Origin of the sequence: Methylobacterium sp. Leaf112 (genome assembly GCF_001423295.1) — a bacterium.
Taxonomy (GTDB): domain Bacteria; phylum Pseudomonadota; class Alphaproteobacteria; order Rhizobiales; family Beijerinckiaceae; genus Methylobacterium.
In genome coordinates this window covers 114,606-138,065 of the sequence record NZ_LMNG01000001.1, presented here as the reverse complement: position 1 = coordinate 138,065, position 23,460 = coordinate 114,606, and the positions used below count along the sequence as shown (strand labels likewise).

At 71.0% G+C, this 23,460-nt stretch carries 24 protein-coding genes and 1 tRNA gene; 16 read left to right on the top strand and 9 right to left on the bottom strand.

All coding sequences use genetic code 11. The features are described from left to right. Position 1 precedes the first annotated feature (1 nt). From ASF52_RS00615 to ASF52_RS00595, 5 genes are all read right to left on the bottom strand, one after another. A complete protein-coding gene (locus ASF52_RS00615) occupies positions 2-1,495 on the bottom strand; it encodes a carbohydrate porin (RefSeq protein ID WP_056165961.1) in 1,494 nt (497 codons plus the stop codon). A 67-nt stretch (positions 1,496-1,562) separates the two neighbouring features. Further along, a complete protein-coding gene (locus ASF52_RS00610) occupies positions 1,563-2,876 on the bottom strand; it encodes a Gfo/Idh/MocA family protein (RefSeq protein ID WP_056165959.1) in 1,314 nt (437 codons plus the stop codon). Between the two features lie 92 nt (positions 2,877-2,968). Next, positions 2,969-3,337: a hypothetical protein gene (locus tag ASF52_RS00605; RefSeq protein ID WP_156629930.1), complete on the bottom strand. Its 369-nt coding sequence runs from the start codon at positions 3,335-3,337 to the stop codon at positions 2,969-2,971. Between the two features lie 84 nt (positions 3,338-3,421). Next, entirely contained in the window at positions 3,422-4,186 is a 765-nt protein-coding gene (locus ASF52_RS00600; RefSeq protein ID WP_056165954.1) for a phosphatase PAP2 family protein, read from the bottom strand. Between the two features lie 22 nt (positions 4,187-4,208). Next, on the bottom strand, positions 4,209-4,739 hold the full coding sequence (locus ASF52_RS00595) for a 2'-5' RNA ligase family protein (protein ID WP_056165951.1): 531 nt from the start codon (positions 4,737-4,739) through the stop codon (positions 4,209-4,211). 81 nt (positions 4,740-4,820) lie between these two features. On the opposite strand from ASF52_RS00595, the gene ASF52_RS00590 reads away from it, so the two are divergent. From ASF52_RS00590 to ASF52_RS00560, 7 genes are all read left to right on the top strand, one after another. Then, positions 4,821-5,753, top strand: a complete 933-nt coding sequence (locus ASF52_RS00590) for an alginate O-acetyltransferase AlgX-related protein (RefSeq protein WP_056165948.1) — start codon at positions 4,821-4,823, stop codon at positions 5,751-5,753. Between the two features lie 76 nt (positions 5,754-5,829). Continuing rightward, the gene (locus ASF52_RS00585) at positions 5,830-6,303 is read left to right on the top strand and encodes a hypothetical protein (RefSeq protein ID WP_056165946.1); all 474 of its coding nucleotides are present in this window, start codon (positions 5,830-5,832) and stop codon (positions 6,301-6,303) included. A 115-nt stretch (positions 6,304-6,418) separates the two neighbouring features. Then, positions 6,419-7,312: a thioredoxin gene (trxA, locus tag ASF52_RS00580; RefSeq protein WP_056165943.1), complete on the top strand. Its 894-nt coding sequence runs from the start codon at positions 6,419-6,421 to the stop codon at positions 7,310-7,312. Positions 7,313-7,391: 79 nt separating this feature from the next. After that, entirely contained in the window at positions 7,392-8,060 is a 669-nt protein-coding gene (locus ASF52_RS00575; protein ID WP_056165941.1) for an LON peptidase substrate-binding domain-containing protein, read from the top strand. Between the two features lie 24 nt (positions 8,061-8,084). Continuing rightward, positions 8,085-8,291 (top strand): Trm112 family protein, encoded by a 207-nt coding sequence (locus tag ASF52_RS00570; protein WP_056165938.1) that lies wholly within the window; start codon positions 8,085-8,087, stop codon positions 8,289-8,291. Between the two features lie 31 nt (positions 8,292-8,322). Then, positions 8,323-9,384, top strand: a complete 1,062-nt coding sequence (locus ASF52_RS00565) for an asparaginase (RefSeq protein ID WP_056165935.1) — start codon at positions 8,323-8,325, stop codon at positions 9,382-9,384. A gap of 279 nt (positions 9,385-9,663) precedes the next feature. After that, positions 9,664-10,056 carry a hypothetical protein gene (locus ASF52_RS00560; RefSeq protein ID WP_056165932.1) on the top strand — a complete coding sequence of 131 codons (393 nt, stop codon included), beginning with the start codon at positions 9,664-9,666 and terminating at the stop codon, positions 10,054-10,056. 3 nt (positions 10,057-10,059) lie between these two features. Here ASF52_RS00560 and ASF52_RS00555 read toward each other — a convergent pair whose 3' ends face one another. Continuing rightward, positions 10,060-10,419, bottom strand: a complete 360-nt coding sequence (locus ASF52_RS00555) for an STAS/SEC14 domain-containing protein (protein ID WP_056166902.1) — start codon at positions 10,417-10,419, stop codon at positions 10,060-10,062. 54 nt (positions 10,420-10,473) lie between these two features. Beyond that, positions 10,474-12,750, bottom strand: a complete 2,277-nt coding sequence (locus ASF52_RS00550; RefSeq protein ID WP_056165929.1) for a primosomal protein N' — start codon at positions 12,748-12,750, stop codon at positions 10,474-10,476. Between the two features lie 132 nt (positions 12,751-12,882). Here ASF52_RS00550 and ASF52_RS00545 point away from each other — a divergent pair, with 132 nt between their 5' ends. From ASF52_RS00545 to ASF52_RS00525, 5 genes are all read left to right on the top strand, one after another. After that, positions 12,883-13,584, top strand: a complete 702-nt coding sequence (locus ASF52_RS00545) for an esterase/lipase family protein (protein ID WP_056165927.1) — start codon at positions 12,883-12,885, stop codon at positions 13,582-13,584. An 8-nt stretch (positions 13,585-13,592) separates the two neighbouring features. Next, positions 13,593-14,654 carry an ABC transporter ATP-binding protein gene (locus ASF52_RS00540; RefSeq protein WP_056166899.1) on the top strand — a complete coding sequence of 354 codons (1,062 nt, stop codon included), beginning with the start codon at positions 13,593-13,595 and terminating at the stop codon, positions 14,652-14,654. Between the two features lie 150 nt (positions 14,655-14,804). Further along, positions 14,805-15,827: an extracellular solute-binding protein gene (locus ASF52_RS00535; protein ID WP_056165924.1), complete on the top strand. Its 1,023-nt coding sequence runs from the start codon at positions 14,805-14,807 to the stop codon at positions 15,825-15,827. A gap of 25 nt (positions 15,828-15,852) precedes the next feature. Beyond that, positions 15,853-17,577, top strand: coding sequence for an ABC transporter permease (locus ASF52_RS00530; protein ID WP_082515136.1), 1,725 nt, complete (start codon positions 15,853-15,855; stop codon positions 17,575-17,577). 153 nt (positions 17,578-17,730) lie between these two features. Beyond that, positions 17,731-17,805 (top strand) — tRNA-Val (locus ASF52_RS00525). A gap of 145 nt (positions 17,806-17,950) precedes the next feature. Here ASF52_RS00525 and ASF52_RS00520 read toward each other — a convergent pair. After that, on the bottom strand, positions 17,951-18,658 hold the full coding sequence (locus tag ASF52_RS00520; RefSeq protein WP_056165921.1) for an HAD family hydrolase: 708 nt from the start codon (positions 18,656-18,658) through the stop codon (positions 17,951-17,953). Between the two features lie 171 nt (positions 18,659-18,829). On the opposite strand from ASF52_RS00520, the gene ASF52_RS00515 reads away from it, so the two are divergent. The 4 genes from ASF52_RS00515 to ASF52_RS00500 all read left to right on the top strand — a co-directional run bounded on the left by ASF52_RS00515 (position 18,830) and on the right by ASF52_RS00500 (position 22,078). Beyond that, entirely contained in the window at positions 18,830-19,306 is a 477-nt protein-coding gene (locus ASF52_RS00515; RefSeq protein ID WP_056166893.1) for a hypothetical protein, read from the top strand. 142 nt (positions 19,307-19,448) lie between these two features. Next, positions 19,449-20,159, top strand: coding sequence for a ribose-5-phosphate isomerase RpiA (gene rpiA, locus ASF52_RS00510; protein WP_056165918.1), 711 nt, complete (start codon positions 19,449-19,451; stop codon positions 20,157-20,159). Positions 20,160-20,228: 69 nt separating this feature from the next. Then, entirely contained in the window at positions 20,229-20,819 is a 591-nt protein-coding gene (locus ASF52_RS00505) for a DUF2059 domain-containing protein (protein ID WP_056165916.1), read from the top strand. Between the two features lie 41 nt (positions 20,820-20,860). After that, positions 20,861-22,078, top strand: coding sequence for an O-antigen ligase family protein (locus ASF52_RS00500; RefSeq protein ID WP_056165913.1), 1,218 nt, complete (start codon positions 20,861-20,863; stop codon positions 22,076-22,078). A gap of 3 nt (positions 22,079-22,081) precedes the next feature. Here the strand turns inward: ASF52_RS00500 and ASF52_RS00495 are convergent, their stop codons facing one another. After that, positions 22,082-23,455, bottom strand: coding sequence for a PleD family two-component system response regulator (locus ASF52_RS00495; protein ID WP_056165909.1), 1,374 nt, complete (start codon positions 23,453-23,455; stop codon positions 22,082-22,084). Positions 23,456-23,460: the final 5 nt, after the last annotated feature.

The following is a 23,460-nucleotide window of genomic DNA, read 5'->3' as shown; positions in this document are numbered from 1 at the left end:
CCTAATATCGGATCGTCGTCCGCAGGCCGAACACCGCAGCGTTGCGGATGCGCCCGGCATCGGGATCGCGCGGGTTGGCGATGCCGCCGCTCGGCCGGAAGATGTACTGCACATCCGGCTGCACGGTCACGCCGGGGCCGAGGACCGCCTGATAGGTCGCCTCCAGCACCGCCTCGCTGCTGCGGCGCGGACCCGGGGCACCGGTGGCCAGGATCGTATCGGTGTCGAAGGCCCGTGCCGTGCGCGACACCCGTGAGAGCGCGAAGGCGATGCCGACGGTGTCGTCGGAGCGTCCCGGCACCAATCCCTTGTAGGCGATGCCGGCATCGACATAGAGGTCGATGAGGTTTCGGTCCGAGGGCCCGCCGGCCACGCGAACGAACACGCTGGCGCCGTCGTTGGGGTCGTCGGGTTCCCGGTAGATCGTCTGGTCGATGATGCCGTAGAGGCCGCTGTCGCCCCGGAACCGGCGGGCGATGCCGGTGCTGTCGGGTGAGGCCAGGGGAACGCGGTTCCCGTCGAAGCGCAGGCTGTCGAAGCGCCCGAAATGGTGCCAGCCGCCGAGCGTCACGGTTCCGGCCTCGCCGGTGCTGCCGGGTTCGATGTTGTAGGCGTAGGCGGCCTCGGCGATGACGAGGGCGGGGTCGTTGGTACGAAAGTTGGTGCCGGTGCGGTTGCGCCGCTGCGGGTCGGGACCGGCGCCGGAGCGGGCGGGACCGGCCGGATCGCCGTCGAACACGCCGACCTGCAGCGAGAAATTCGCGTTGGGCACGACTTTCGCCCGGACGCCCGGGACCGCCAGGGGATAGATCGGGCCGCCGCTCGGGATCACCACGGCCATGTTGTTGGGCCAGCCGAAGGTGGAATTGACGAACACGGTGCCGGTCTGGGTCACGGCGAATTCCGTGTCGGCGGCGAGTTGCCCGAACCGCAGCGAGAACCGGTCGTCGAACAGCTTCTGCTCGAAGGAGAGTTCGTAGACGCGCGAGGACGGCAGGGCCTCGATGCCGCTGACCGTGATGATGTTGTCGAGGGTGCCGCGCGACAGGCCCGCACCGTGGATCTGGAACAGGTTGGTGTGCAGGAGCGCCCCCTGCCAGCCGACGAGGGGCCCGAGATCGACATCGATCTCGAGGTCGAGGAGGCCTTCGAGGATCGCGCGCCGCCGCAATCCCCCGGTCGCATTACCCAGGCCTTCGCCGATGTAGGTCAGGCTGTAGGTGATGCCGCGGGTCTTGAGGAAGGCCCGCAGGCCGAACGGATCGCCGGAGGGACCGAGCTGATCCTCGATGGACGTGTCGAGGTTCGCCGAGGGCCGGGACGAGGTGACCGACTGCGCGACCGAGGTCTGCGGATCGCCGCCGGCCCCCCGGGACGACCCGATGGCGATGGGTTCGGCCGCGATTCGCGCCAGCTCCTCGGCCGGGCTCTGTGCCTGGGCGCCGCGAAGGCTCGCGAGACCGAGCAGGCAGAGGGCGAGGCGAAGGCGGGAGATGGGCGATCTTTCGGGTCGGTGTTCGAAACCGACCTTACCCTGCTTTCATGACGATCCGGAGGGCTCCTCAGCCGGCGTCGTCGAGTTCCGGGCCACGCGTGACATCGAGGCCGCCAGCGCTTCCCGGGGGAGGCCCGACGGTGACGGGACGACCCGATCGCGCGGCTTCGTAGATCGCCTCCATGAGGACGTGGTCCTGAAGGCCCTCCTCGCCGGGGGTACGCGGGCGCCGGTCCTCGAGGATGCACCGGGCCATGTGGTCGATCTCGAGGGCGAACTGGTTCTTCGCCGTCAGCATCCGCGAATCCTGCGATTCCACGGCGCCGTCCGGGTGCGACACCACGAGGTGCTGGCCGCGATACGCGAAGGCGTTGCGCAGGTCGATGTCGGCCCGTTCCGTATGGAGCTGGAGCCGGCGCGACTCGTGGATGCCGTAGCCGGTCATGCATTGGGCGATGAGGCCGGAGGGAAACCGCAAGGTGAACGAGACGGTTTCCTCCACCTCGGCGAACTTCGGATCGCCCGGTGGGGAATAGACGCTCGCCTCCACCGAGACCGGCTCCTCGCCGGTCAGCGCCCGCACGCCGTTGAGGCAGTAGAGACCGATATCCGGCAAGGCCCCCCCACCCGCCAGGGCTTTGCGCAGGCGCCACTGCTCGGGCAGTCCCGTGGTCTGCCCGTTGAAGGCCTGGATCAGGCGCGGCTTGCCGAACTCGCCGGAGCGGGCGAGGCGCGTCACCTCACGGTTGTAGGGCTCGTACTGGCAGCGATAGGCGATCATGAGCTTGAGGTTGGCCTTGGCGCAGGCCTCGATCATCTCGCGTGCCTCGGCCGAGGAATTCGCCATCGGCTTCTCGCACAGCACGTGCTTGCCCGCCTTCGCGGCGGCCACGACGTGATCGCGGTGCAGGCCGTTGGGCGTGACGATGTAGACGGCCCTCACGTTCGGGTTCTGCGCCAAGCGCTCCCACCCGTCGTAGCCGTAGACCGCATCGGCCGGTACGCCGTACTGTTCGGCGACGAGGCGGGCCTTGGCTGGCGTGCCCGACATCACGGCCGCGAGGCGCGCGCGCTTCGTCTCCCCGAAGGCCGGCAGGATTTCCTCCAGGCTGAGGCGCCCGAGGCCGACCACGGCGAAGCCCACCCGCTGAGCCGGGGGGAGGGGCGCGGGCGGCGGTGGCGGCACCCGATCGCCGGCGCCGCGCCAGTTCGGAAACATCACCTTGCCGCCCTGCACTGCGCCCGTATCGGCTGGCACGGATGGACCGGGCAGTCCTTGCGCGCCCGCAGCCCCGGTGCCGAGGCCGAGGGCCGCCCCCGTGACCGTCAGGCCGCCGGCGCGCAGAAGGTTTCGTCGGGAAACGGGAAAGTCGTCGCTCATGAATTCACGCCGCTGAAAGCCTCGGACAGGTCGATGACTGTCCGGGAACGCCATGCGGCAGCGCGTGTTCCTGCGTGTGGATGTTTCGGCGGTCAGTCGTCCAGGCCGGCGGCGGCGAGGCGTCCCCGCAGGCTGGAATTCTCCGCCCGGACCGCACGCAGCTCCCGCACCAGATCAAGGGGAACCGTGACGCCGGCGGACTTCTCGGGCGCGAAGCTGATCCCCATGGCGTCGCCCTCGCGCCAGACGAGATGCGCCGTCCGGGTCTCGCGACGGACGTCGATGGTGACCGGGAAGGTGGCGGGCACCGGCACGGCCGCGCTCACGATGAGCTTGGCTCCCTCCGGACCGACGTTGCGCACGAGGCAGGTGGTGATCGATTCACCGGGGCCGACCTGAAGGCTGGCACCGAGGAGGCTTCGCTGGCGCGGGTCCCGTCGGCGTTCTCGGGGTTCGGTCAAGCGGATCTCCATGGGTTGCGCGACCATACAACCACAACCGCGCCACAATTGATGCGTGCCCTCGTCGCCGTTCCGTCCGCAGCGTTAACGGGGTGCCGACGCCGTGCCCGGAGCCTCGACCTCGCCGCGGCGCTGGAGTTGCAGGGCGATGAACCAGCACAGGGCTGCCCAGGCCGCGCCGACGCACCAGCCGGCGAGCACGTCGCTCGGCCAGTGGACGCCGAGATAGACCCGGCTGAAGCCGACGAGCAGGGTCATGGACACGCCGACCAGCATCACCAGCACCTTGACGCCGCGCTGGCGATCGACCCGGGCGACGAGGGCCGCGAGGGTGAGGTAGGCGATGGCCGACATCATCGCGTGGCCGCTCGGAAAACTCGCGGTGAACACCTCCATGCCATGGGGCACGAGGTCCGGCCGGGGCCGGTGGTAGAACAGCTTCAGCACCGTGGAGGCGAGCTCGCCCCCGCCGATGGCGGCGACCACGAAGACGGCGATCCGGCGCCGCCCGGTCATGGCGAGGTAGGCCACGGCCGCCACCGTGACGAACACGATGGTGAAGATGCTGCCCAGTCCCGTGATGTCCCGCATGGTCTCCTCGAGCCAGCGCGGCCCGATGGGGTCGGAGAGATCAGCCGGATTGCGCAGGGACAGCAGGATCTTGCGGTCGAGGGCCGCGGTGGAGCCCTCGCCGACTTCGCTCGCCAAAGCAAAGAAGCCGTAGCCGAGCAGGCTCACGGCCAGGAGCGCCACGACGGCCCCGACCTCGTTGAGGCGCAGCGCCAGCCGCAGGGCGTTGGCCCGGCCGATCAACGGGTCGATGCGCCCGAAGGCCGTGAGGGATTTCATCGCGCCGTCGTCCTGTGCTGGCTCACCGGTTCTCTCCAAACGCGAAGGCGGCGCGGCGTTCCCACGGACCGCCGAGATAGCGCCATAGCACGAGGCCCGGCGCCGTGAAGGTGAAGGGCGCGAAGGCGGCCTCGCGCTCGGCCAGCAGCGCGCGGGCGACACCGGCCGTCACCTTGTTCTGGATGGTCACGTGCGGGCGCCAGCCCTGGGCATCCTGGGCGGTGAGGACGGACGCGAACTCATGGGCGAGGCGTCCCCGGAACGCGGAGAGGCCGGGCGCATCGAGCCCATAGGCGACCCCGCGCCCGAGGAAGCGCAGTCCCGTCACGGCCACCTCCGGCGGCGCCTGCGTCCGGGCGAGGGCCACCACCGTCTCGGTGATGCCCGCCTCGTCGAGCCCGGGCAGGTGATGGAACAGGGTGACGTGAGCCGGGATGTGGTTGAGGGCGGCGGGGAAATGCCGTCGGCGCAGGCCGTCGAAATGCGCGAAGGTCTGCGCATCCATCTCCAGGGTCAGGATCAGGGGATCGGACGTGGCGGGGGTTCGCGTCATGGAAACGGCAGATGGCGCAGGCCTAGCCCCGGGTCCAGGGCCTCCCTGTTCAGCGGCCCCTTCGGCGTCTAAGGACCGCGCATGCGGCGAAAACACCGGGAGATCGTTCATGTGGGCCGGGACGGCTGGCTCTTCCTGATCGGGGGCAGCAACGGCGTGCTCGCGCAGTACCGCGCGACCCCGTCGCGCTGGTGGCGCCTGCGCGCCTGGGCGAAGCTCATCGAAGCGCGCGCCGCCCGGGCGCGCTCCCTCGGTATCCGCTACGTCCACACCCTCGTGCCGGAGAAGCTGTCCGTCTACGACGACCGCACGGACGGGCTCGGGTTCGATCCGAAGCGCTCGCCGGCCCGGCGCCTGGCCGAGCGGCTGCGAAACGACGCGGCGTTCGTCGATCTGCTCGGGCCGATGCGGGCGGCCCGCGATGGCCCCGTGCCGCTCTACTACCGCACGGACACCCACTGGAACTACGACGGCTGCCTCTTCGCCTATCGCACCCTGCTGCGCGCCTGCGGTGCGGTGCCGCCGCCCGATCTCTTCGACCGGCCGCGCTTCGAGACGACCCGGGTGCGCGATCTCGGCGACAAGCTTCCGGGCCTGCCCGAGGAGACGGCGAGCCACGGGGTCATCGACCGCGACGCGCGGCGCCACTACGCCAGTCCCCTGGTGGAGGCCTACGAGGCGGCGGGACGCGCCCCCGATCTGCATGTCGGCGCCCACGTGATCTATCGCAACGACACCCCCGGCGCGGACCCGCGCACGGTGGTGCTGTTCGGCGATTCCTACGCCCATTTCGCGCCGATCATGCTGACGGGCCTCCTCGCCGAGACGTTTCGCGAGGTGCATTTCGTGTGGTCGTCGAGCCTCGACTGGGGCTACGTCGAATCCGTGCGACCGGACCTGCTGCTGTTCGAGATGGCGGAGCGCTTCCTCACCCGCGTGCCGGACGATGCCTTCGACATCCGCGCCTTCCAGAAGGAGGCGCCGCCGGGGCAAGCGGCACCGCAGGCCGCCTGACGGACCGTTCGTGGTGGCGAGGTCCTCTCGACCCATCGCCCCTCGACAGATCGGGACGCCACCATACATCTGCCCCATGACGCACTTTCCGATCTTCCGACTCGCCTTCGTCCTCGCACCCGTCCTCCTCGCCGGCCCCGCCCTGGCGCAGACGGCGGTCAAGCTCGAGGGCCGCTGCGAGAAACTCGTGATCGCCGGGCAGGACCTGACATCGACGTGCAAGGGCACGCTGATGAACACGGTCTCGCGCAGCCGCACGAGCTTCGACTTCGCGGCCGAGGGACGCGCCCTCAGCTTCAGCGGCAACGGTGCCCAGCAGGAGCGTACGGAAGAGACCGATCCGCTCCAGCCCATCAACCTCGTGATCCCGAGCGAGACGACGAAGGACGGTGTGGTCCAGGGGCCCCTCGTAGCCGTGGGCGCCTGTTCGTTCAGCACGCCGACGCCGGGCAAGACCGCGATCACCTGCGAGGCCAACGCCGCCAAGGGCGCCTACGCGGGCACCTTCGTCACCGACACCAAAGCGCCCCCCGGCGCCCCGGCACAGTAGGACGCGCTCGGGACTGGTTCCGGCACCCGTGCGCGACCATCTCTTGACGGACGGGCGTCCGGATGGACAGACCCGGCTCACGACCGAACATCCTAGACGACGTTTCGAGGAACCGATGCTGAACGACGCGCCCCAGGCGGGCGAACCGACCAAGGACGTGACCACGGCGAGCTTCCGCCAGGATGTCGTCGCCGAATCCATGCAGCAGCCCGTGCTGGTGGATTTCTGGGCGCCCTGGTGCGGCCCCTGCAAGCAGCTCGCCCCCGTGCTGGAGAAGGTGGTCCAGGCCTCGGCCGGGGCCGTCAAGCTCGTCAAGATGAACATCGACGAGCACCCCTCCATCGCCGGCCAGCTCGGCATCCAGTCGATCCCCGCCGTCATCGCCTTCGACAAGGGCCAGCCGGTGGACGGCTTCATGGGCGCCGTGCCCGAGGCTCAGATCAAGGAGTTCATCGAGCGCCTGGCCGGCCCGGCAGGCCCCTCCCCCATCGAGGAGGCCCTGGCCGAGGCCGACGCGATGCTGGGTGTCGGGGACACCGCCGGCGCCGCCCAGCTCTATGCCGCCATCCTCACCGAGGACCCCGGCAACGTCACCGCCATCGCGGCCCTGGCCAAGCTCCAGCTCGACCTCGGCGCCATCGACAAGGCGAAGGAAGTCCTCGCCCTGGCGCCGGCCGACAAGGCGACCGACCCGGCGCTGGTGGGGGTTCGGGCGGCCGTGGAACTCGCCGAGAAGGCCGCCGAACTCGGCGATCTCGGCGCCTTCCAGAGCCGCATCGACGCCGACCCCAACGATCATCAAGCCCGGTTCGACCTCGCGCTCGGCCTCAACGGCCTCAACAAGCGCGACGAGGCCGTGGATCAGCTCATCGAGATCGAGCGGCGGGACCGGACCTGGAACGAGGGCGCGGCGCGCAAGCAGCTGCTCACCTTCTTCGAGGCCTGGGGCCTGATGGACAAGGCCTCGATCCGGGGCCGGCGCCGGTTGTCGACCCTGGTCTTCGCGTGAGGCCGACACTCGGCATCGAGCCAAGGTTTCGCGTGAGGCCGGATTTTCGCGTAAGGCAACGAACCGACGGGGCGACGCGATGAGCACGCATGCGGGCTATAAGGGACCGGGCGACTGCCCCGGGGTGATCCCGGTGTTTCCCCTGCCAGGCGCCTTGTTGCTGCCCCGCGGGCAGATGCCGCTCAACATCTTCGAGCCGCGCTACCTCGCGATGGTGGACGACGCCCTGCGCACGGACCGGATCATCGGCATGATTCAGCCCGACATCGAGAGCGGGACATCGCCGATGACGCCGAAGCTATTCCGGGTCGGCTGCGCCGGGCGCATCACCCAATTCGCCGAGACCGGCGACGGGCGCTACCTCATCTCGCTCACGGGCATCGCCCGGTTCCGGGTGGAGAGCGAGATGGCCGTGGCTTCGCGCTACCGCCGCTGTCAGGTGTCCTACGACGACTTCGCCGCCGATTTCGAGCCGCGTGCCGGTGAGGACGCGGTGGACCGCGAGGGCGTCCTCAAGGCCCTCAAGGATTTCGTCGAGGTCAACGACCTCAAGGTCGATTGGGCTGGGATCGAGGAGGCGCCCAACGAGGCGCTGGTCAACGCGCTCTGCATGATGAGCCCGTTCGGCGCCCGCGAGAAGCAGGCGATGCTGGAAGCGCCCGACCTCAAGACACGCGCCGAGGTCTTGATCGCCGTGACCGAAATGGAGTTGGTGCGGGGCTCGGGCACCGAGCCCACCCTTCAGTGACCGTTCCATAGAGGATGAACGCCCATGGCCGATGACACCCAGAGCCCGGTCGAGGCGACCCGTGTCGACCCGAAGCTCCTCGAACTCCTGGTCTGTCCCCTGACCAAGGACACCCTGGATTACGACTTCGCCCGGCAGGAGCTGATCAGCCGATCGGCCAAGCTCGCCTACCCGATCCGCGACGGCATCCCGATCATGCTGCCCGAAGAGGCGCGGCCCCTGACCGACTGACCCCTCCCCTTCCTCGAAGCCCGGGCGTGCCATGACGAAACCTGCTTTCCTCCGTCGCGCCGTCCTGGCTCTCCTCGCCTGGACCCTGACCGCCAGCATGACCGCCACAGCCGCCGAGCGCCCCCTGGTCGCCATCGTCGCCACCGGCGGCACCATCGCGATGAAGAACGATCCGGCGACCGGGGCGCCGGTGCCGGCCCTGTCGGGAGCCGACCTCGTCGGCGCCGTGCCGAAACTCGGCGAGATCGCCCGGATCGAGGTGACCGAGTTCAGCAACGTCCCGAGCGACTACATGGGCCCGGAGCTCTGGCCCGGCCTGTCCGCCAAGGTGGACGAGCTGCTCGCCCGGCCCGACATCGTCGGCGCCGTAGTCCTGCACGGCACCGACACCCTCGACCAGACCGCATACTTCCTCGACCTCACCCTGCGCAGCACCAAGCCCGTGGTGATGGTGGGGGCCCAGCGGAACGCCTCGGATGCCGACGCGGACGGCAGCCGCAACCTCCTCAACGCCGTCCGGCAGATCCTGTCGCCCGACGCCGTCGACATGGGCGTCACGGTGACCCTCAACCACCGCATCAATGCCGCCCGCGAGGTGCGCAAGACCCATACGAGCAACGTCGAGACCTTCAACTCGGGCGATGCCGGCACCCTCGGCTACGTCGACGAGGACAGGGTGATCTTTTCGCGCAAGTCCCTGCGCCGCCAGACCTTGGCGATCCCCGAGCGCATGCCGCGCATCGATCTCGTGTCGATGTATGCGGGGGCGGACGGCACGCAGGTGCGTCAATCGGCCGATGGCGGCGCCGAGGCCATCGTGGTGGAGGCCTACGGCTTCGGCAACGTGAATGCGGCGATGCACGACGCGATCCAGTACGCCATCGCCAAGGGCGTGCCGGTGATCGTGGCCACCAAGGTCTACAACGGCCGAGCCCTGCCGGTGTACGGCTTCAAGGGTGGCGGCAACACCCTGCTCAAGGCCGGGGCGGTCTTCGCCGACGACCTGACCCCCGACAAGGCCCGGGTGCTCGCTCTTCTGGCGGTGCCCCTGACCAAAGACCGGGCCGCGCTGCAAGCGTATTACAACCGCTGACCGTACCCCCGACGGCATTGGCGTGAGGCAGGGCCGAACCAACAACCGGCTCGCCCCCTCACACCCCCCCCAAATACCGCCAAGGTAATTCGCCGTCCCGCGCCAGTCATCGCGGGTTCAGGCCGCGTGTGACATGCCACTCACCTTGAAACGGTACAGCCCGTCATAATCCTGCCGCTTGCGTGCGTATCCTACGATCACTCTCGATTGATCGTCTGCTTGGAACCCTCGCGCCAACCGCGGCCGGGGCTGGCCGAGCCTTTCGCCAAAGGATGACGCATGACCAGACTCGTCGCACTGTTGACCCTCGGGACCGGCCTCGTCGCCCTCGCGCCGCTGCCCGGTCAGGCCCGTGAGGCCGGCAACTTCAACGGTGCGTGGTCCGTGGATCTGGTGACCGAATCCGGCATGGTCTGCGACAGCCGCTACAGCTACTCCGTCTCGGTGCAGGAAGGCCAGGTCCGCCTCGTCTCGGGGCAGAACGCCAGCATGAGCGGCCGTGTCGGACCGGACGGGACCGTCGGCCTCAGCGTCACCAACGGCACCGCCACGGGTGCGGTCTCGGGCCGGCTTCAGGCGAGCTCCGGCGGCGGCACCTGGAAGGTTTCCTCCCTGTGCTCCGGCCGCTGGACGGCGCGGCGTCACACGACGCGCACCGCCCAGGCGGATTGATCTTTAGTTGCCGGCGAGCCAGGTGCGCGCCTCGTCGATATGGGCGCGGTCGAAGGTCTTGATCGTGGCCGGAGAAACCTTGCCGAAGGTGTCGGCGATCATGCGCAGCCACGACGCGTCGGTGACCAGCGCCACATGGCTGACGCCCTTCATCATGGCGAGGCCGAAACGCGGGTCTTTGAAGAACGCCGCCGGCTCCATGCCCTTGAACTCACGGATATCCTCGAGAAGCTTGAGCTTGCCGCCCTTGTCGAGGTCCGCCTGCATGGCGGTGATGACGGTGTTCATGTCCGCATCGGTGATCTGGCCGTCGACCACGATCTCGGCGACGTTCGAATCCGGCTTCTTCGTATAGGTCAGCACGTGCAGCACTCCTTCGGGGGTCGAACGCGACGCCGAGCGAACGACGGACCCGCGTTATAGGAAACTCTGCGGGTCCACGTCGATGGCGACCTTCACGTTGCCGCGAACCTTGGGCCCGCGCGCGATCCAGTCGCGCAGGTAACTCTGCAGGTCGACGGACCGTTCGGTCTTCACGAGCAGGCGGAAGCGATAGCGGCCGCGAACCAGGGCGAGCGGTGCCTCGGCCGGTCCCAGCACCATCACGCCATCGGGCGGTTCGGATGCCCGCGCCAGGGCCTGCCCGTGGGCTTCGGCCACCTCGCGCTCGTTGGCCGAGACGATGAGGGCGGCGAGACGCCCGAAGGGCGGCAGGCCGGCGGCCTCGCGGGCGGCGATCTCCTCCTCGTAGAACCGCGCCGCATCCCCCGACAGCAGGGCCGCGATCACCGGGTGCTCGGGCTGGAAGGTCTGGACCAGGGCGCGCCCCGGCTTCTCCCCGCGCCCGGCCCGGCCGGTGACCTGCTGGAGCAGCTGGAAGGTGCGCTCGGCCGCGCGCGGGTCGCCAGAGGTCAGGCCGATATCGGCATCGAGCACGCCCACCAGGGTGAGGTGCGGGAAATTGTGGCCCTTGGCCACGAGCTGCGTGCCGATGACGATGTCGCAGCCACCCTCGGCCACGGTCTGGAGTTCGGCGCGCAGCCGTTCGGCACCACCGGGAAAATCGCTCGACAGGACGATGATGCGCTTGTCGGGAAACAGGGCCGTGACTTCCTCGGCGATGCGCTCGACGCCGGGGCCGCAGGGGGTGAGGTTATCGAAGGTGCCGCATTCCGAGCAGGAATCCGGGCGGCGCTCGGCGTAGCCGCATTGATGGCACACGAGCGCCTTGCGGAAGCGATGCTCCACCAGCCAGGTCGAGCAGTTGCGGCACTGGTAGCGGTGGCCGCAGGCCCGGCACAGGGTGAGGGGCGCATAGCCCCGGCGGTTGAGGAACAGCAGAGCCTGGTCGCCCGCGGCCACGGTCTCGCGCACGGCCGCGATGAGGGCGGGCGCGATGAAGCTACCGCGCTCGGGCTTGTCGGAGCGCATGTCGATGGCGGCGATGTCAGGCAGGCGCCGGCCACCGAAGCGTTCGGGCAGGACGATGTGGCGGTAGCGCCCGCGCTCGGCGTTGACCCGCGTCTCGATGGAGGGCGTGGCCGAGGCCAGCACCACGGGACAGTTCTCGATGCGCCCGCGCACCACCGCCATGTCGCGGGCGTGGTAATGCACCCCGTCCTCCTGCTTGTAGGCGGCCTCGTGCTCCTCGTCGACGACGACGATCCCGAGTTTGGCGAACGGCAGGAACAGGGCCGAGCGGGCGCCGACCACCACGGCGATCTCGCCGGCCGCCACCCCGGCGCGGATGCGCTCACGGCGCTTCCCCCCGATGCCCGAATGCCAGGTGGCCGGACGCACGCCGAAGCGCTCGGCGAACCGGTCGAGGAACTGCGCCGTCAGTGCGATCTCGGGCATCAGGATGAGGGCCTGGCGCCCGCGCCGGACGCAATCGGCCACGGCCTCGAAGTACACCTCGGTCTTGCCCGAGCCCGTGACGCCTTCGAGGAGAATCGTGGGCGCGCGAAACGGCGCGGTCTCTGGCTCAGGGGATGACGGCGGCGGGGCGGCGGCGGGGACGGCACCCTGTCCCGCATCCGTCAACAGAAACGCCTCGAGCGGTTCCCCGGGCGGAGGCGCCGGGTTCATCATCGCGATCAGCTCGCGCACGGCCTCACCTTGCGCCTCCGACAGGGGCACCCGGGCGTGGTCCGGGTCGGGCGGCAGAGCCACGGGCTCGGGCGCGAGGGCCGTCGCTTCCAGGGCGCCGTCGTCGATGAGGCCGTCGACGACGCTGAGGGAGACGCCGGCCTCCTTGGCGAGCGCGCTCTTGCCCCGCATGATTCCGTCGGCGGCCACCGCCAGCACCTTCAAGCGCGCCGCCGTCGGGCGGGCGGGCGGCTTGCCGGAGGCGCGCACGCCGATGCGGACGGTCTCGCTCTGCGCGGCCTCGTCCGGCAGACGCAGGGCCATGGCGAGGGCCGAGCCCTTGGGCGCCAGGGTGTAGCGGGCGAGCCAGTCGACGAGTTCGCGCAACGGACCGGACAGGGGCGGCACGTCGAGACGGCCCGTCACCGGGCGCAGGTTCGAGCCCGACGGACTCTGGCGCACGCCCCAGACCACGCCCACGGTCTCGCGGGGGCCGAGGGGAATCTGCACCACGTCGCCCACCGTCAGGGTGAGGCCGGCGGGCACCGCGTAGCTGTAGGCGCTGTCGAGCGCCAGCGGGATCAGGATCTCGGCGACGCTGGGCATCGGCGCGGGCTGTGCTGGAACATACCCGGAATATAAGCATGATCCGGCGATTGCGCGACTGGCATGCCTCGACCATTCCATCGTCCGACCACCCGACGAATCCGCCGCCCGACGCCGTGCCGTGAGACCCCGATGCGCCATCCAGAGCCAGGGACGATCCCGGAGACCGCCGCGCCGGAAGGCGTCCTGCTCCTGCACGGCATCGGACGCCGGGCCGCGTCCCTGGCCCGGATGGAGCGCGCCTTCCAGGCACAGGGCTATGTGACGCTCAACCTCGACTATCCGGCCCGCACGGCCGCCCTCGCGGACCTCGCGGCGCGCGTCGCCCCGACCGTTGCGGCCTTCGCCGCGCGGGTCGCCCGCCTGCACGTCGTCACCCATTCCATGGGCGGCCTCGTCGCCCGCGCGCTCCTGACCCGCCATCGTCCGGACAATCTCGGACGCGTGGTGATGCTGGCGCCGCCCAACGGCGGGAGCGAGGTCGCCGACCGCCTCCACGGCATAGCCGCCTACCGGCGTTTCTTCGGCCCGGCCGGCGCAGAATTGACGACGCGGCGGGACGCGTCCCTGACGGCGCTCCTCGGGACCGTCGACTATCCCCTGGGCGTCATCGCGGGGGACCGCACGCTCTACCCCGTCGAGTCCTGGCTGATGCTGCCCCGCCCCAATGACGGGCGGGTGAGCGTCCACCGCACCCGCGTGGCCGGAATGAGCGCCCACGTGACCCTCCACACGACCCACGGCCTGATGATGTGGAACGGCCGCGTCATCGGGCAGGCCTTGCACTTCGTCCGGAACGGGCGATTTCTCGTCCCCGACGCGAGGACGCCCTAAGGATGCCCATGACCCAGTCCGACCCAGGCCGCGGCATCCCACCCCGCCTCGAACTCCGGGATGTCGGCCTGCGCTTCGGGGCCGTGCGCGCCCTCGACGGCATCGATCTCGCCGTGCGGCCCGGCGAGATCGTCGCCCTGCTGGGTGATTCCGGTTGCGGCAAGAGCACGCTGCTTCGCGCCATCGCCGGGCTGGAGCAGCCCGAGCGGGGCACGATCCGCCTCGACGGCACCGATGTGGGAGACGTGCCGGCCGAGGCCCGCGGCGTCGGGTTGATGTTCCAGGACTACGCCCTGTTCCCGCACCTGACGGCCGCCGAGAACGTGCGGTTCGGCCTCCACGCCCAGCCCGGCAAGGCGGCCCGCGCCATCGCGACGGCGCGCCTGGAGCAGGTTGGCCTCGCCCACCGCGCGGCGAGCTATCCCGGCACCCTGTCGGGCGGCGAGAGCCAGCGGGTGGCGCTGGCCCGCGCCCTGGCCCCCGGGCCGCGCATCCTGCTCCTCGACGAACCGTTCTCGAACCTCGACCGGCGCACCCGGGACCGGGTCCGCGCCGATACCCTCGCCCTCCTGCGCGAGACCGGCACCACGGCGATCCTGGTGACCCACGATCCGGAAGAAGCCCTGGGGTTCGCCGATCGCATCGCCCTGATGCGGGGCGGGCGCATCGTCCAGGTGGGCACGGGGGACGACCTCTATCGCCGACCGGCATCGCGCTTCGCCGCGCGCTTCTTCGGGGACCTCGTCGAGGTTCCGGGCACCTGCCGCGACGGCTCCGTGGCCACGCCCTTCGGCCGCTGCCCGGCGCCGGACCTGTGCGAGGGCAGCCCCGTCGTCGCCTGCTGGCGCCCGGAGGCGATCCATCTCGGGCGGGCGGGAGCCGGCGTGCCCGGCCGGATCGCGGCCCGGCGCTTCCTCGGTGCCGCCGCCTGGCTCACGGTCGAGGCCGAGGGCTTTGCCGATCCGCTGGCCCTTCCGGTATCCGGCACCGACGGGCGCCGGCCGGGCGAGGCCGTGGGGCTGGCCTGCGACGAGGGACAGGCTTTTCTTTTTGCAGGGAGCCCGGATTAAAACCCTGAGCTTGGGTTTTTCCAGCACAGCGCCTGCAGAGACCGGAGAACTCTAGTTTTTAACTGTTTTAAATCAAAGACATCGTGCTTGCCTTTTGAGTCGCGATCCGTCTGAACCTCGTCCCGCAATAGTCTGGAGAGGGACGGGATCATGGTCTGTGCGGTCAAGCGGTTCGCTGTGGCGGGTCTCGTCGCGTGGGCGGCCCTCGGGTCGGCGCGGGCGGCGGAGGTCAACCTCTACACCACCCGCGAACCCGGCCTGATCAAGCCGTTGCTGGACGCCTACACGGCCCGCACGGGAACCACCGTCAACACGGTGTTCGTGGAGAAGGGCCTCGCCGAGCGCGTGGCGGCCGAAGGCGCGCGCGGTAAGGCCGACGTGCTGATGACCGTCGACATCGGCAACCTCATCGAACTCGTGGACCGCGACCTCGCGCAGCCCGTGCGCTCGCCCGCCCTGGAGGCGGCGATCCCGCCGGCCCTGCGGGATGCGGACGGGCGCTGGTTCGCCCTCTCCATGCGGGCGCGCGTGGCCTATGCGGCCAAGGACCTGAAGGACACCAAGGGCCTCACCTACGAGTCCCTCGCCGATCCGAGCTGGAAGGGCGGCCTGTGCCTGCGCTCCGGCCAGCACCCCTACAACACGGCCCTCGTCGCCCATTATCTCGTCCGGCACGGGGCCGAAGCGACGGAGACCTGGCTCAAGGGCGTGAAGGCCAACCTCGCCCGCAAGCCCGCCGGCGGCGACCGCGACGTGGCCCGCGACATCCTCGCCGACACCTGCAAGATCGGGCTCGCCAACTCCTATTACGTCGGCCTGATGCGCTCGGGCAAAGGCGGCCCGGAGCAGAAGGCCTGGGGCGACGGCATCGCCGTGCTGATGCCGACGTTCCTCGGCGGCGGCACCCACGTCAACGTATCGGGCGCCGTGGTGGCGAAGTCCGCGCCGAACCGCGACGAGGCGGTCAAGCTCCTCGAATACCTCGTCTCCGACGAGGCGCAGGGGCTCTACGCGCAGGGCAACTACGAGTACCCGGTCAAGGCCGGCGCCCCCGTCGACCCCCTGCTCGCGGCTTTGGGACCCCTGACCATCGACACGACGCCGCTCGCCGAGATCGCCCGCAACCGCAAGGCGGCGAGCCTGCTCCTCGACAAGGTCGGCTTCGACAACTGATCGGGCAATCCTTGGTCCAGCAGCCATGAAAGGGGCCGCGCCGGCGATCGACGTCGGGGCATTGGCGGTGCCAAGCCCCACCGGACGGGTGGCGCGGGCGTGGCCCCGGACCCTCGGCTGGGCCGCGGCCGCCCTGGCGCTGGCCGCCCTGGTCCTCAGCCCCATCGCGTCCCTCGTCCTCGCGGCGGCCCGGGGCGACGGCACCCTGTGGCCGCACCTCCTCGCCCACGTGCTGCCCCGGGCCCTGGTCGATACCGGCCTGCTGCTCGCCGGCGTCGGCGTACTCGTGGTGGTGCTCGGCACCGGCGCGGCCTGGCTCGTCTCGGCCTACGCCTTCCCCGGGCGGCGCTGGCTCGAAGCCGGCCTGCTCCTGCCCATGGCGGTGCCGACCTACATCGTCGCCTACGCCTATCTCGACCTCATGCACCCGATCGGCCCGGTGCAGACGGCCCTGCGGGAATGGCTCGGCTACGCCCGGCCCCGCGACTTCGTCCTGCCGGAACTGCGCTCCCTGCCGGGCTGCATCCTGCTGCTGGGCTTCGTGCTCTACCCCTACGTCTATCTGCCGACCCGGGCCCTGTTCCTCATGCAGGCGGCCAACCTCATCGAGGCCGGGCGGATGCTCGGGCGCCCCCCCGCCGCGGTGTTCCTGCGCGTCGCCCTGCCGCTGGCGCGCCCGGCCATCGCGCTCGGCGCCAGCCTCGCCCTCATGGAGGCGCTGAACGACATCGGTGCGGCCGAGTTCCTCGGCGTCCGCACCCTGACGGTGCAGGTCTACGCCACCTGGGTGAACCGCTCCGATCTGCCCGGCGCCGCCCAGATCGCCCTGGTGATGCTGGTCGCCGTCCTGGGCCTCGTGGCGATCGAGCGCTGGGCCCGGCGGGGACGGGGGTTCGCCGGCACCGCCCAGCGCCCGCGCGACCTCGCTCGCCGGCCCCTCCACGGCTGGCGCGGCTGGGCGGCCCTCGCGCTCGGCCTCGTGCCGGTCGCCATCGGCTTCCTGCTTCCGGCGAGCTATCTCGTCCACGCGGCCGTGGCGCGGGTCGCCCGCACCGGCTGGCCCGCAACTATCCTGCCCGAAATCGGCAACACCGTGCTGTACGCGAGCCTCGCCACGGGGCTCGCCGCCGGCATCGGTTTCCTCGTCGCGGCCGCCCCCCGCCTGCTGCCCGGCCGCCTCGGGCGCGGCATGGTCCGGCTGACGGGCCTCGGCTACGCCCTGCCGGGCGCCATCCTGGCCATCGGGCTGCTCGGCCCCCTGGCCCTGGCCGACACGATCCTGTCGGAAGGGCTGACGCGCCTGTTCGGCGCCGCCCCCGCCCTCATCGGCCTCGGCACCGGCGGCGCCCTGGTGATCGCCTACCTCATCCGCTTCCTCGCCGTCAGCGTCGGCACCTGCGAGGCCGGGCTCGGCCGCATTCCGCGCAGCCTGCCCGACGCCGGGCGGATGCTCGGGCGCGGACCCGCCGCGACCCTCGCCCGGGTGCAGTGGCCCCTGGCCTGGCCGGCGGTGCTCAGCGGGGCACTCCTCGTCTTCGTCGATTGCGTGAAGGAACTGCCCGCGACCCTTCTCCTGCGCCCCCTCAACGTGGAGACCCTGGCGACTCACCTCTACGGCGAGGCCGCGCGCGGCACCTACGAGGACGGCACGGTCGCGGCCCTCCTCATCGTCCTCGTCGGCCTCGTGCCCGTCATCGTCCTGATGCGCCTCGGCAGCCGGCGCGAGGCCGCCGTGGCGGCCCGTCCGTGAAAACCTCACCCGGCGAAATTCCCGCCTTGACGGGCCGGGGGGCCGCGCCCTAGAACGCCCTCGGTTCCGGCGGCATCGCCCACGGAACGCCGTTCGCTTCGACCCTTGGTCTGCTCGCGAGAGCCGACCACGCGAACTGGCAAGAATGGCAGCGGGCGGTTGGCTCAGCGGTAGAGCGTCCCCTTCACACGGGGAAGGTCACAGGTTCGATCCCTGTACCGCCCACCATTTCCTCCATCGAACACACACCATCCACCGGATTTCGCCGCCATGCCGTGCGTGATCGGCTGTCCGGGCCGGATCCATCTCGGGTCCTCATCCCGAGGCGGCCCCTCGGGATGAACAGGTTTGCCTGGGGCCATTCGGGCTCGGATCATCCCCGCGCCGCCGGCACAAGCGCCTCCACGGCCGCCACCAGCTCATCGAAATGCGCGATCACCCGGTCAGGGCCGAAGGCCTCGACGGGCAGGTCGGTGTAGCCGAACGGCACCGCGATCACCGGGATACCGGCGGCCTTGGCCGCGTCGATGTCCGCGCGCGAATCGCCCACCATCACGGCACGGGCGGGGTCCCCGCCCGCGCGTTCGATGGTGAGGGTGATATGGCGCGGGTCCGGCTTGTAATGCGCGAACGTGTCCCGGCCGCAGATGGCGGAGAAGCGCCCCGACACCCCGAGGAGTTCGAGGAGCGTCAGGGCGTGGGCCTCGACCTTGTTGGTGCACACGGCGAGGGTGAAGCCCCGGGCCGCGAGGGTGTCGAGGGCCTCCGTCACGCCCGGGAACAGGTGGGAATGGTCGCACAGGTGGCGGCCGTAATGATCGAGGAACGCCACGAACAGGGCTTCCAGGCGGTCGTCGTCGAGGTCCGTGCCGGATGCCTCGAACCCGCGCCGGATCAACGCCTTGGCGCCGGCGCCGATCATGTCGCGGGCCTGCGCGAGGTCGAGGGTCTTCAGGCCCTCCTGCGCCAGGATGGCGTTGAGGGTTCCGACGAGGTCGCCCGCCGTCTCGGCCAAGGTGCCGTCGAGGTCGAACACCGCGATGGGCGGCAGGCTGGACGGGGATCGGCTCGGCGCGGACATGGGCTGGCTTTCTGCGAGGGCTCGGCGTTGGAGATCGGCGCCAAGCGCTATCGGGGCCGCGCGGTATGGGCAAGACGCCCGCCGCGGGGCCACGGTTGCGCCGCAAGGCAGCGCTATCGCTCGCGCGATCCTCAAAACCGAGACATCGGGACACCCATGCGTCTGACCCACATGCGTCTGACCCAACAGGCCTCACACCTTTTCCGCGCGGTGGGGCTGCTGGCCCTCCTGACGACGACGGCCTGGGCGAGCTCCTACGAGTTCGTGCCCGCGCCGCAGATCGACCTCAACCGGGTCTACCGGGTCGACAAGGTCACGGGCGAAGTCACCTCGTGCCAGTACGGCCTGCGCGAGGGCGCGGTCGGCAGCGTTGGCCTCACCGTGTGCTACGGCGCCGGCGAGGGTGCGAGCGCCCAGGTGCCTTCCGAATACGGCCTCGTCGCCTCCCGCCACACCCGCGAGGCGGGGGTGTTCCGGGTCAATTATCGCACGGGCGAGATGAGCATCTGCTACGTCCAGCTCCAGAAGGAGGCCGTGGTCTGCACGGCGCAGGCCAATCCCACCGGACCGGAGGAAGCGGCGAGCCCCGTCCCCGGCCGGGCGAGCCCGAGCGTGACGCCCCCCCAAGGCGGTTCCGCGCGCCCTTGATCGCGCCCGGCCGCGTCGCGTTTGACGGCGCGGTCAGCCGTGCTAGGGCCTGCCGACGCCCGAAGCCCCGAGCCCGTTCCATGCGCCCTGCCGTCCCGAGCCGTCCCGTCGCCGCCGAACGACCGGCCCCCGGACGTTCGGCATGAGCGGGCCCGACCTGCGGCGCGCCGCCGCCGAGCGGGCCGTCGCCCTCGTGACGGACGGGATGCGCTTGGGGATCGGCACCGGCAGCACCGCCAACGCATTCATCGAGCTGCTCGGCGTCCGCGTCCGCGCCGGCCTCGACGTCGTCGGCGTGCCGACCTCCGAGGCGACGCGGGTCGCGGCGGAGGCCGCCGGCATCCGGCTCGCCACCCTCGAGGAGCTGCCGGAGCTCGATCTCACCATCGACGGGGCCGACGAGATCGACGGGCACATGCGCCTGATCAAGGGCGGCGGCGCCGCCCTCCTGCGCGAGAAGATCGTCGCCTTCGCGAGCCGGCGCATGGTGGTGATCGCCGACGCGGCCAAGCGCGTCGCGACGCTCGGCGCCTTCCCGCTGCCCATCGAGGTCAACCCGTTCGGCCTCGGCGCCACGCGGCGCGCGGTGGAGGCGGCCGTCGCGGCCGCCGGTTGCGCGGGCGCGATCGTCCTGCGCACGGGCGCGGACGGGGCACCGCTCCGCACCGATGGCGGCCATCACATCCTCGACGCGCATCTCGAGCGCATCCCCGATCCCGAGGCCCTCTCGGCCGCCCTGTGGGCGGTGCCCGGCGTGGTCGAGCACGGCCTGTTCCTCGGCCTCGCCACGGGGGCGATCCTGGCCGAGGCGCGGGACGGCACGGCGCACGTGACCTGCCTCGGCGCCGTCTGACCCATCCCCGATCCCTCGCCCGATCCCTCGCCCGACCCGCATCGTCGAAGACTTCCCGGAGCCTCCTCCATGTTTCGCCCCCTGGCCTCCAGCTCCCACGCCCTGCGCGCCGCACTGGCGGGCGCCGCGCTCCTGATCGCCCCGGCGGTCCACGCCCAGGCGCCGCAGAAGCCGGCCGCCCCGCAGAAGGCCACGCCGGCCAAGCCCGCGCCCCCGGCGGCGAACAACCAGGCCCCGGCCTTCGCCCCGTCGCACATGGCGCTGGCCCGCGAGGTGATGCTGAGTTCGGGCATCGCCCGTTCGTTCGATTCCATCATCCCGGCCTTCAGCGAGCAGATCCGGCAGAACGCCGTGACGCGGCCCGAACTCGGCAAGGACCTCGACGAGGTGCTGGTCGGTCTCCAGCCCGAGATGGAGTTGCAGAAGCAGGCGATGATCGACACTGCGGCGCGCATCTACGCCACCCGCCTCACCGAGGCCGAACTCTCCGACATCGCCACCTTCTTCCGGTCGCCCGCCGGCAAGCGCTACGTCGAGACCCAGCCCCAGGTTCTCGACGGCATCGTCCAGGCCATGCAGGGCTGGACCCAGGAGGTCTCCGAATACGTCATGGTGCGCGTGCGGGCCGAGATGGTGAAGCGCGGCCACCAGCTTCAGTAAGGCGCCTCGGCGCCGCGGTGCGATCAGGCTTCTTCCCGCGCATGTCCCCGCGCATGTCCCTCGGCGAGCGCCTGCGCGGCACCGGAGCCCTCGCCCTGGCCGCCCTCCCCCTGGCGATGGTGGCGGCCAACCGCTCGAGCCCGGCGGTGATCGGGCTTGCCGCGCTCCTCTTTCTCGCCGCCACCCTGATCGAGGATCGGCGCGCCGCCTGGACCACCCTCGCGGCCCCCTTGCGCACGGGAGCGGGGCTCACAGCCCTCGCCTTCCTCGGCTGGTGCCTCGTCTCCATCGCCTGGAGCCCGTTTCCCGCCCTGTCCTGGCGCACGACCGGCGAGTTCGGGCCCACCCTCCTGGCCGCCTACCTGCTGGCCCGCCTCGCACCGGGCAGGATGCCGCCCGGGACGGCCATGGCCGCCGCCTGGATGCTGAGCCTCGCCGGGCTCGTTCTCGTGGCGGACCTCGCGACCGACCTCGCTCTCCGCAAGGCGCTGGGCACGCGGGTGGCCTACTTCATCTACAACCGCCCGGCCCTGACGATCCTGCTGGTCGCCGGCCCCTTCGTCGCCCTGCTCCTGCGCAGGGGGCACCGGCTGACGGCCGGTCTCATCGGGGTCGTGTCCGCCGTCGCGATCCTGCGCTCCGTGAGCGGCGCCGCCGCCCTCGGGCTCCTCGCCGGCACCGGCATGGCCCTGGCGGCGTGGGGCCTGCCCCGGCGTGCCGGCCTCGGCCTCGCCGGGGTCGCTTTGGCGCTGGCGGTGGCGCTCAGCCCCGTGGAGGGCGATCTCCTCCATCGCCTGATGCCGGAGGCGGCCCATGAGCGCCTCGTCCAGAGCAGTTCGCGGGCGCGCGTCGCCATCGCGCGGAGCTTCGGCGCGGCGGTGGCCGCCGATCCGTGGCGCGGGGCCGGCTACGGCACGGCCGGGCGCTTCGCCTGGACGCCCGCGGCCGACGGCATCGCGCCGGAATGGCACCGGATGCTGGCGGTGGGCCATCCGCACAACAGTTTCCTGCAGGTCTGGGCCGAACTCGGGGTCATCGGAGCCGGACTGATGGCGGCCCTCCTGTTCCTGACGCTCCGCGCCATCGCGGCGATGCCCCGCTTCCAGGCGGTGACGGCGCTCGGCCTCCTCGGCGCGGCGGCGGCGGTCGCCTTCGTCGAGCACGGCGCATGGCAGGCCTGGTGGGTCGCCGGTCTCGGGGGCGCCGTGACCTGGTTGCGCGAGGGGTGGCTGCAGGAAGGCGGGGCCGAGACGGGCTGAGGCTCAGGCCGCCGCCGCCTCGACGCGGTTGCGGCCGGCATTCTTGGCCCGGTAGAGGGCGAGGTCCGCGCGCTTGAGCATGTCGGCCGGTCCCACGTCCTCGGGCCGGCGCCAGGACACGCCGATGGACACGGTGACGCCGATGGCCCGGGTGTCGCGCTGGATCGAGAACGGCACGGCCTCGATCCGCTCGCGGATGCGCTCGGCGATGGCGTGAGCCTCGGGTGCCTCGGCGTCGGGCAGGATGATCACCACCTCCTCGCCGCCGTAGCGGGAGACGATGTCGATGCCCCGCGTGTGCGTGCGGATGCGATCGGCGAAGGCGCGCAGCACCTCGTCGCCGGCCTCGTGGCCCCAGGTGTCGTTAATGGTCTTGAACCGGTCGATGTCGAGCATAAGCGTCGCCACCGGGCGGCCGCGCAGCGCTGCCTCGGCGAACAGGGCACCGAGATGACTGTCGAGGTAGCGCCGGTTGTGCAGGCCCGTGAGCCCGTCCATGATCGCCAGTTCCATGGAGGCCTGGACGGCGCCCCGCAGGGTGTCGGAGAAGCGGCGGCGGCGCACCTGCGTGCGGACGCGGGCCACGAGCTCGTTCCGGTCGACGGGGCGCATGAGGTAGTCGTGCACGCCGAAATCGAGGCCCCGCACCACGCGCGCCTTGTCGTGCGGCTCGGCGATCATCACCACCGGCATGGCCCGGGTCCGGTCGAGGGACCGTAGCTGGCTGCACAGGCGCAGGCCATCGAAATCGGCGAGATCGAGGCTGACGAGGGCGAGGTCGAAACCGCCCTCGGTGGCCAGCACCAGGGCCTTGTGCGGATCGGCCTCGACGGTGACGCTGTGGTGCTGGCCGAGCGCCGTCGCGAGGCGGTCGGCGGAACTCGCGCGGTCCTCCACCAGCAGGATCGTGGCGTTCTGCCCGGTCTCGGCGGTGGCGAGCGCCAGGGGGTCGCCCATGCCGAAATCCCGGGAGGCCAGGGCGCGGCTGCGCAGCTCGTCCGTCACCGCCTTCAGCCGCACGAGGCTGCGCACGCGGGCGAACAGGGCGATGTCGTCGATGGGCTTGGTCAGGAAGTCGTCGGCGCCGGCATCGAGGCCGCGCAGGCGGTCGGAGGGCTGGTCGAGGGCGGTGACCATCACCACGGGCAGATGGGCGGTGTTGGGGTCGTTCTTGAGCCGGCGACACACCTCGAACCCGTCCATGCCGGGCATCATCACGTCGAGGAGGACGAGGTCGCACAGACCCTTGGCGCAGATCGCCAAGGCATCCGGGCCGTTCATGGCCGCCAGCACGTCGAAATACTCCAGGGAGAGCTTGGTCTCCAGGAGCTTCACGTTGGGGAAGAGATCATCGACGATCAGGATCCGGGCCGACATCTGTC

Bases quoted from the DNA above. Each gene is read 5' to 3' on its own strand.
- ASF52_RS00520 (WP_056165921.1), bottom strand. From the start codon at position 18,658: ATGTCCGCGCCGAGCCGATCCCCGTCCAGCCTGCCGCCCATCGCGGTG.
- ASF52_RS00535 (WP_056165924.1), top strand. From the start codon at position 14,805: ATGGTCTGTGCGGTCAAGCGGTTCGCTGTGGCGGGTCTCGTCGCGTGG.
- ASF52_RS00585 (WP_056165946.1), top strand. From the start codon at position 5,830: ATGACGCACTTTCCGATCTTCCGACTCGCCTTCGTCCTCGCACCCGTC.
- ASF52_RS00600 (WP_056165954.1), bottom strand. From the start codon at position 4,186: ATGAAATCCCTCACGGCCTTCGGGCGCATCGACCCGTTGATCGGCCGG.
- ASF52_RS00545 (WP_056165927.1), top strand. From the start codon at position 12,883: ATGCGCCATCCAGAGCCAGGGACGATCCCGGAGACCGCCGCGCCGGAA.
- ASF52_RS00560 (WP_056165932.1), top strand. From the start codon at position 9,664: ATGACCAGACTCGTCGCACTGTTGACCCTCGGGACCGGCCTCGTCGCC.
- ASF52_RS00565 (WP_056165935.1), top strand. From the start codon at position 8,323: ATGACGAAACCTGCTTTCCTCCGTCGCGCCGTCCTGGCTCTCCTCGCC.
- ASF52_RS00590 (WP_056165948.1), top strand. From the start codon at position 4,821: ATGCGGCGAAAACACCGGGAGATCGTTCATGTGGGCCGGGACGGCTGG.
- ASF52_RS00550 (WP_056165929.1), bottom strand. From the start codon at position 12,750: ATGCCCAGCGTCGCCGAGATCCTGATCCCGCTGGCGCTCGACAGCGCC.
- ASF52_RS00570 (WP_056165938.1), top strand. From the start codon at position 8,085: ATGGCCGATGACACCCAGAGCCCGGTCGAGGCGACCCGTGTCGACCCG.
- ASF52_RS00540 (WP_056166899.1), top strand. From the start codon at position 13,593: ATGACCCAGTCCGACCCAGGCCGCGGCATCCCACCCCGCCTCGAACTC.
- ASF52_RS00500 (WP_056165913.1), top strand. From the start codon at position 20,861: ATGTCCCCGCGCATGTCCCTCGGCGAGCGCCTGCGCGGCACCGGAGCC.
- rpiA (WP_056165918.1), top strand. From the start codon at position 19,449: ATGAGCGGGCCCGACCTGCGGCGCGCCGCCGCCGAGCGGGCCGTCGCC.
- ASF52_RS00610 (WP_056165959.1), bottom strand. From the start codon at position 2,876: ATGAGCGACGACTTTCCCGTTTCCCGACGAAACCTTCTGCGCGCCGGC.
- ASF52_RS00595 (WP_056165951.1), bottom strand. From the start codon at position 4,739: ATGACGCGAACCCCCGCCACGTCCGATCCCCTGATCCTGACCCTGGAG.
- trxA (WP_056165943.1), top strand. From the start codon at position 6,419: ATGCTGAACGACGCGCCCCAGGCGGGCGAACCGACCAAGGACGTGACC.
- ASF52_RS00530 (WP_082515136.1), top strand. From the start codon at position 15,853: ATGAAAGGGGCCGCGCCGGCGATCGACGTCGGGGCATTGGCGGTGCCA.
- ASF52_RS00505 (WP_056165916.1), top strand. From the start codon at position 20,229: ATGTTTCGCCCCCTGGCCTCCAGCTCCCACGCCCTGCGCGCCGCACTG.
- ASF52_RS00495 (WP_056165909.1), bottom strand. From the start codon at position 23,455: ATGTCGGCCCGGATCCTGATCGTCGATGATCTCTTCCCCAACGTGAAG.
- ASF52_RS00515 (WP_056166893.1), top strand. From the start codon at position 18,830: ATGCGTCTGACCCAACAGGCCTCACACCTTTTCCGCGCGGTGGGGCTG.
- ASF52_RS00575 (WP_056165941.1), top strand. From the start codon at position 7,392: ATGAGCACGCATGCGGGCTATAAGGGACCGGGCGACTGCCCCGGGGTG.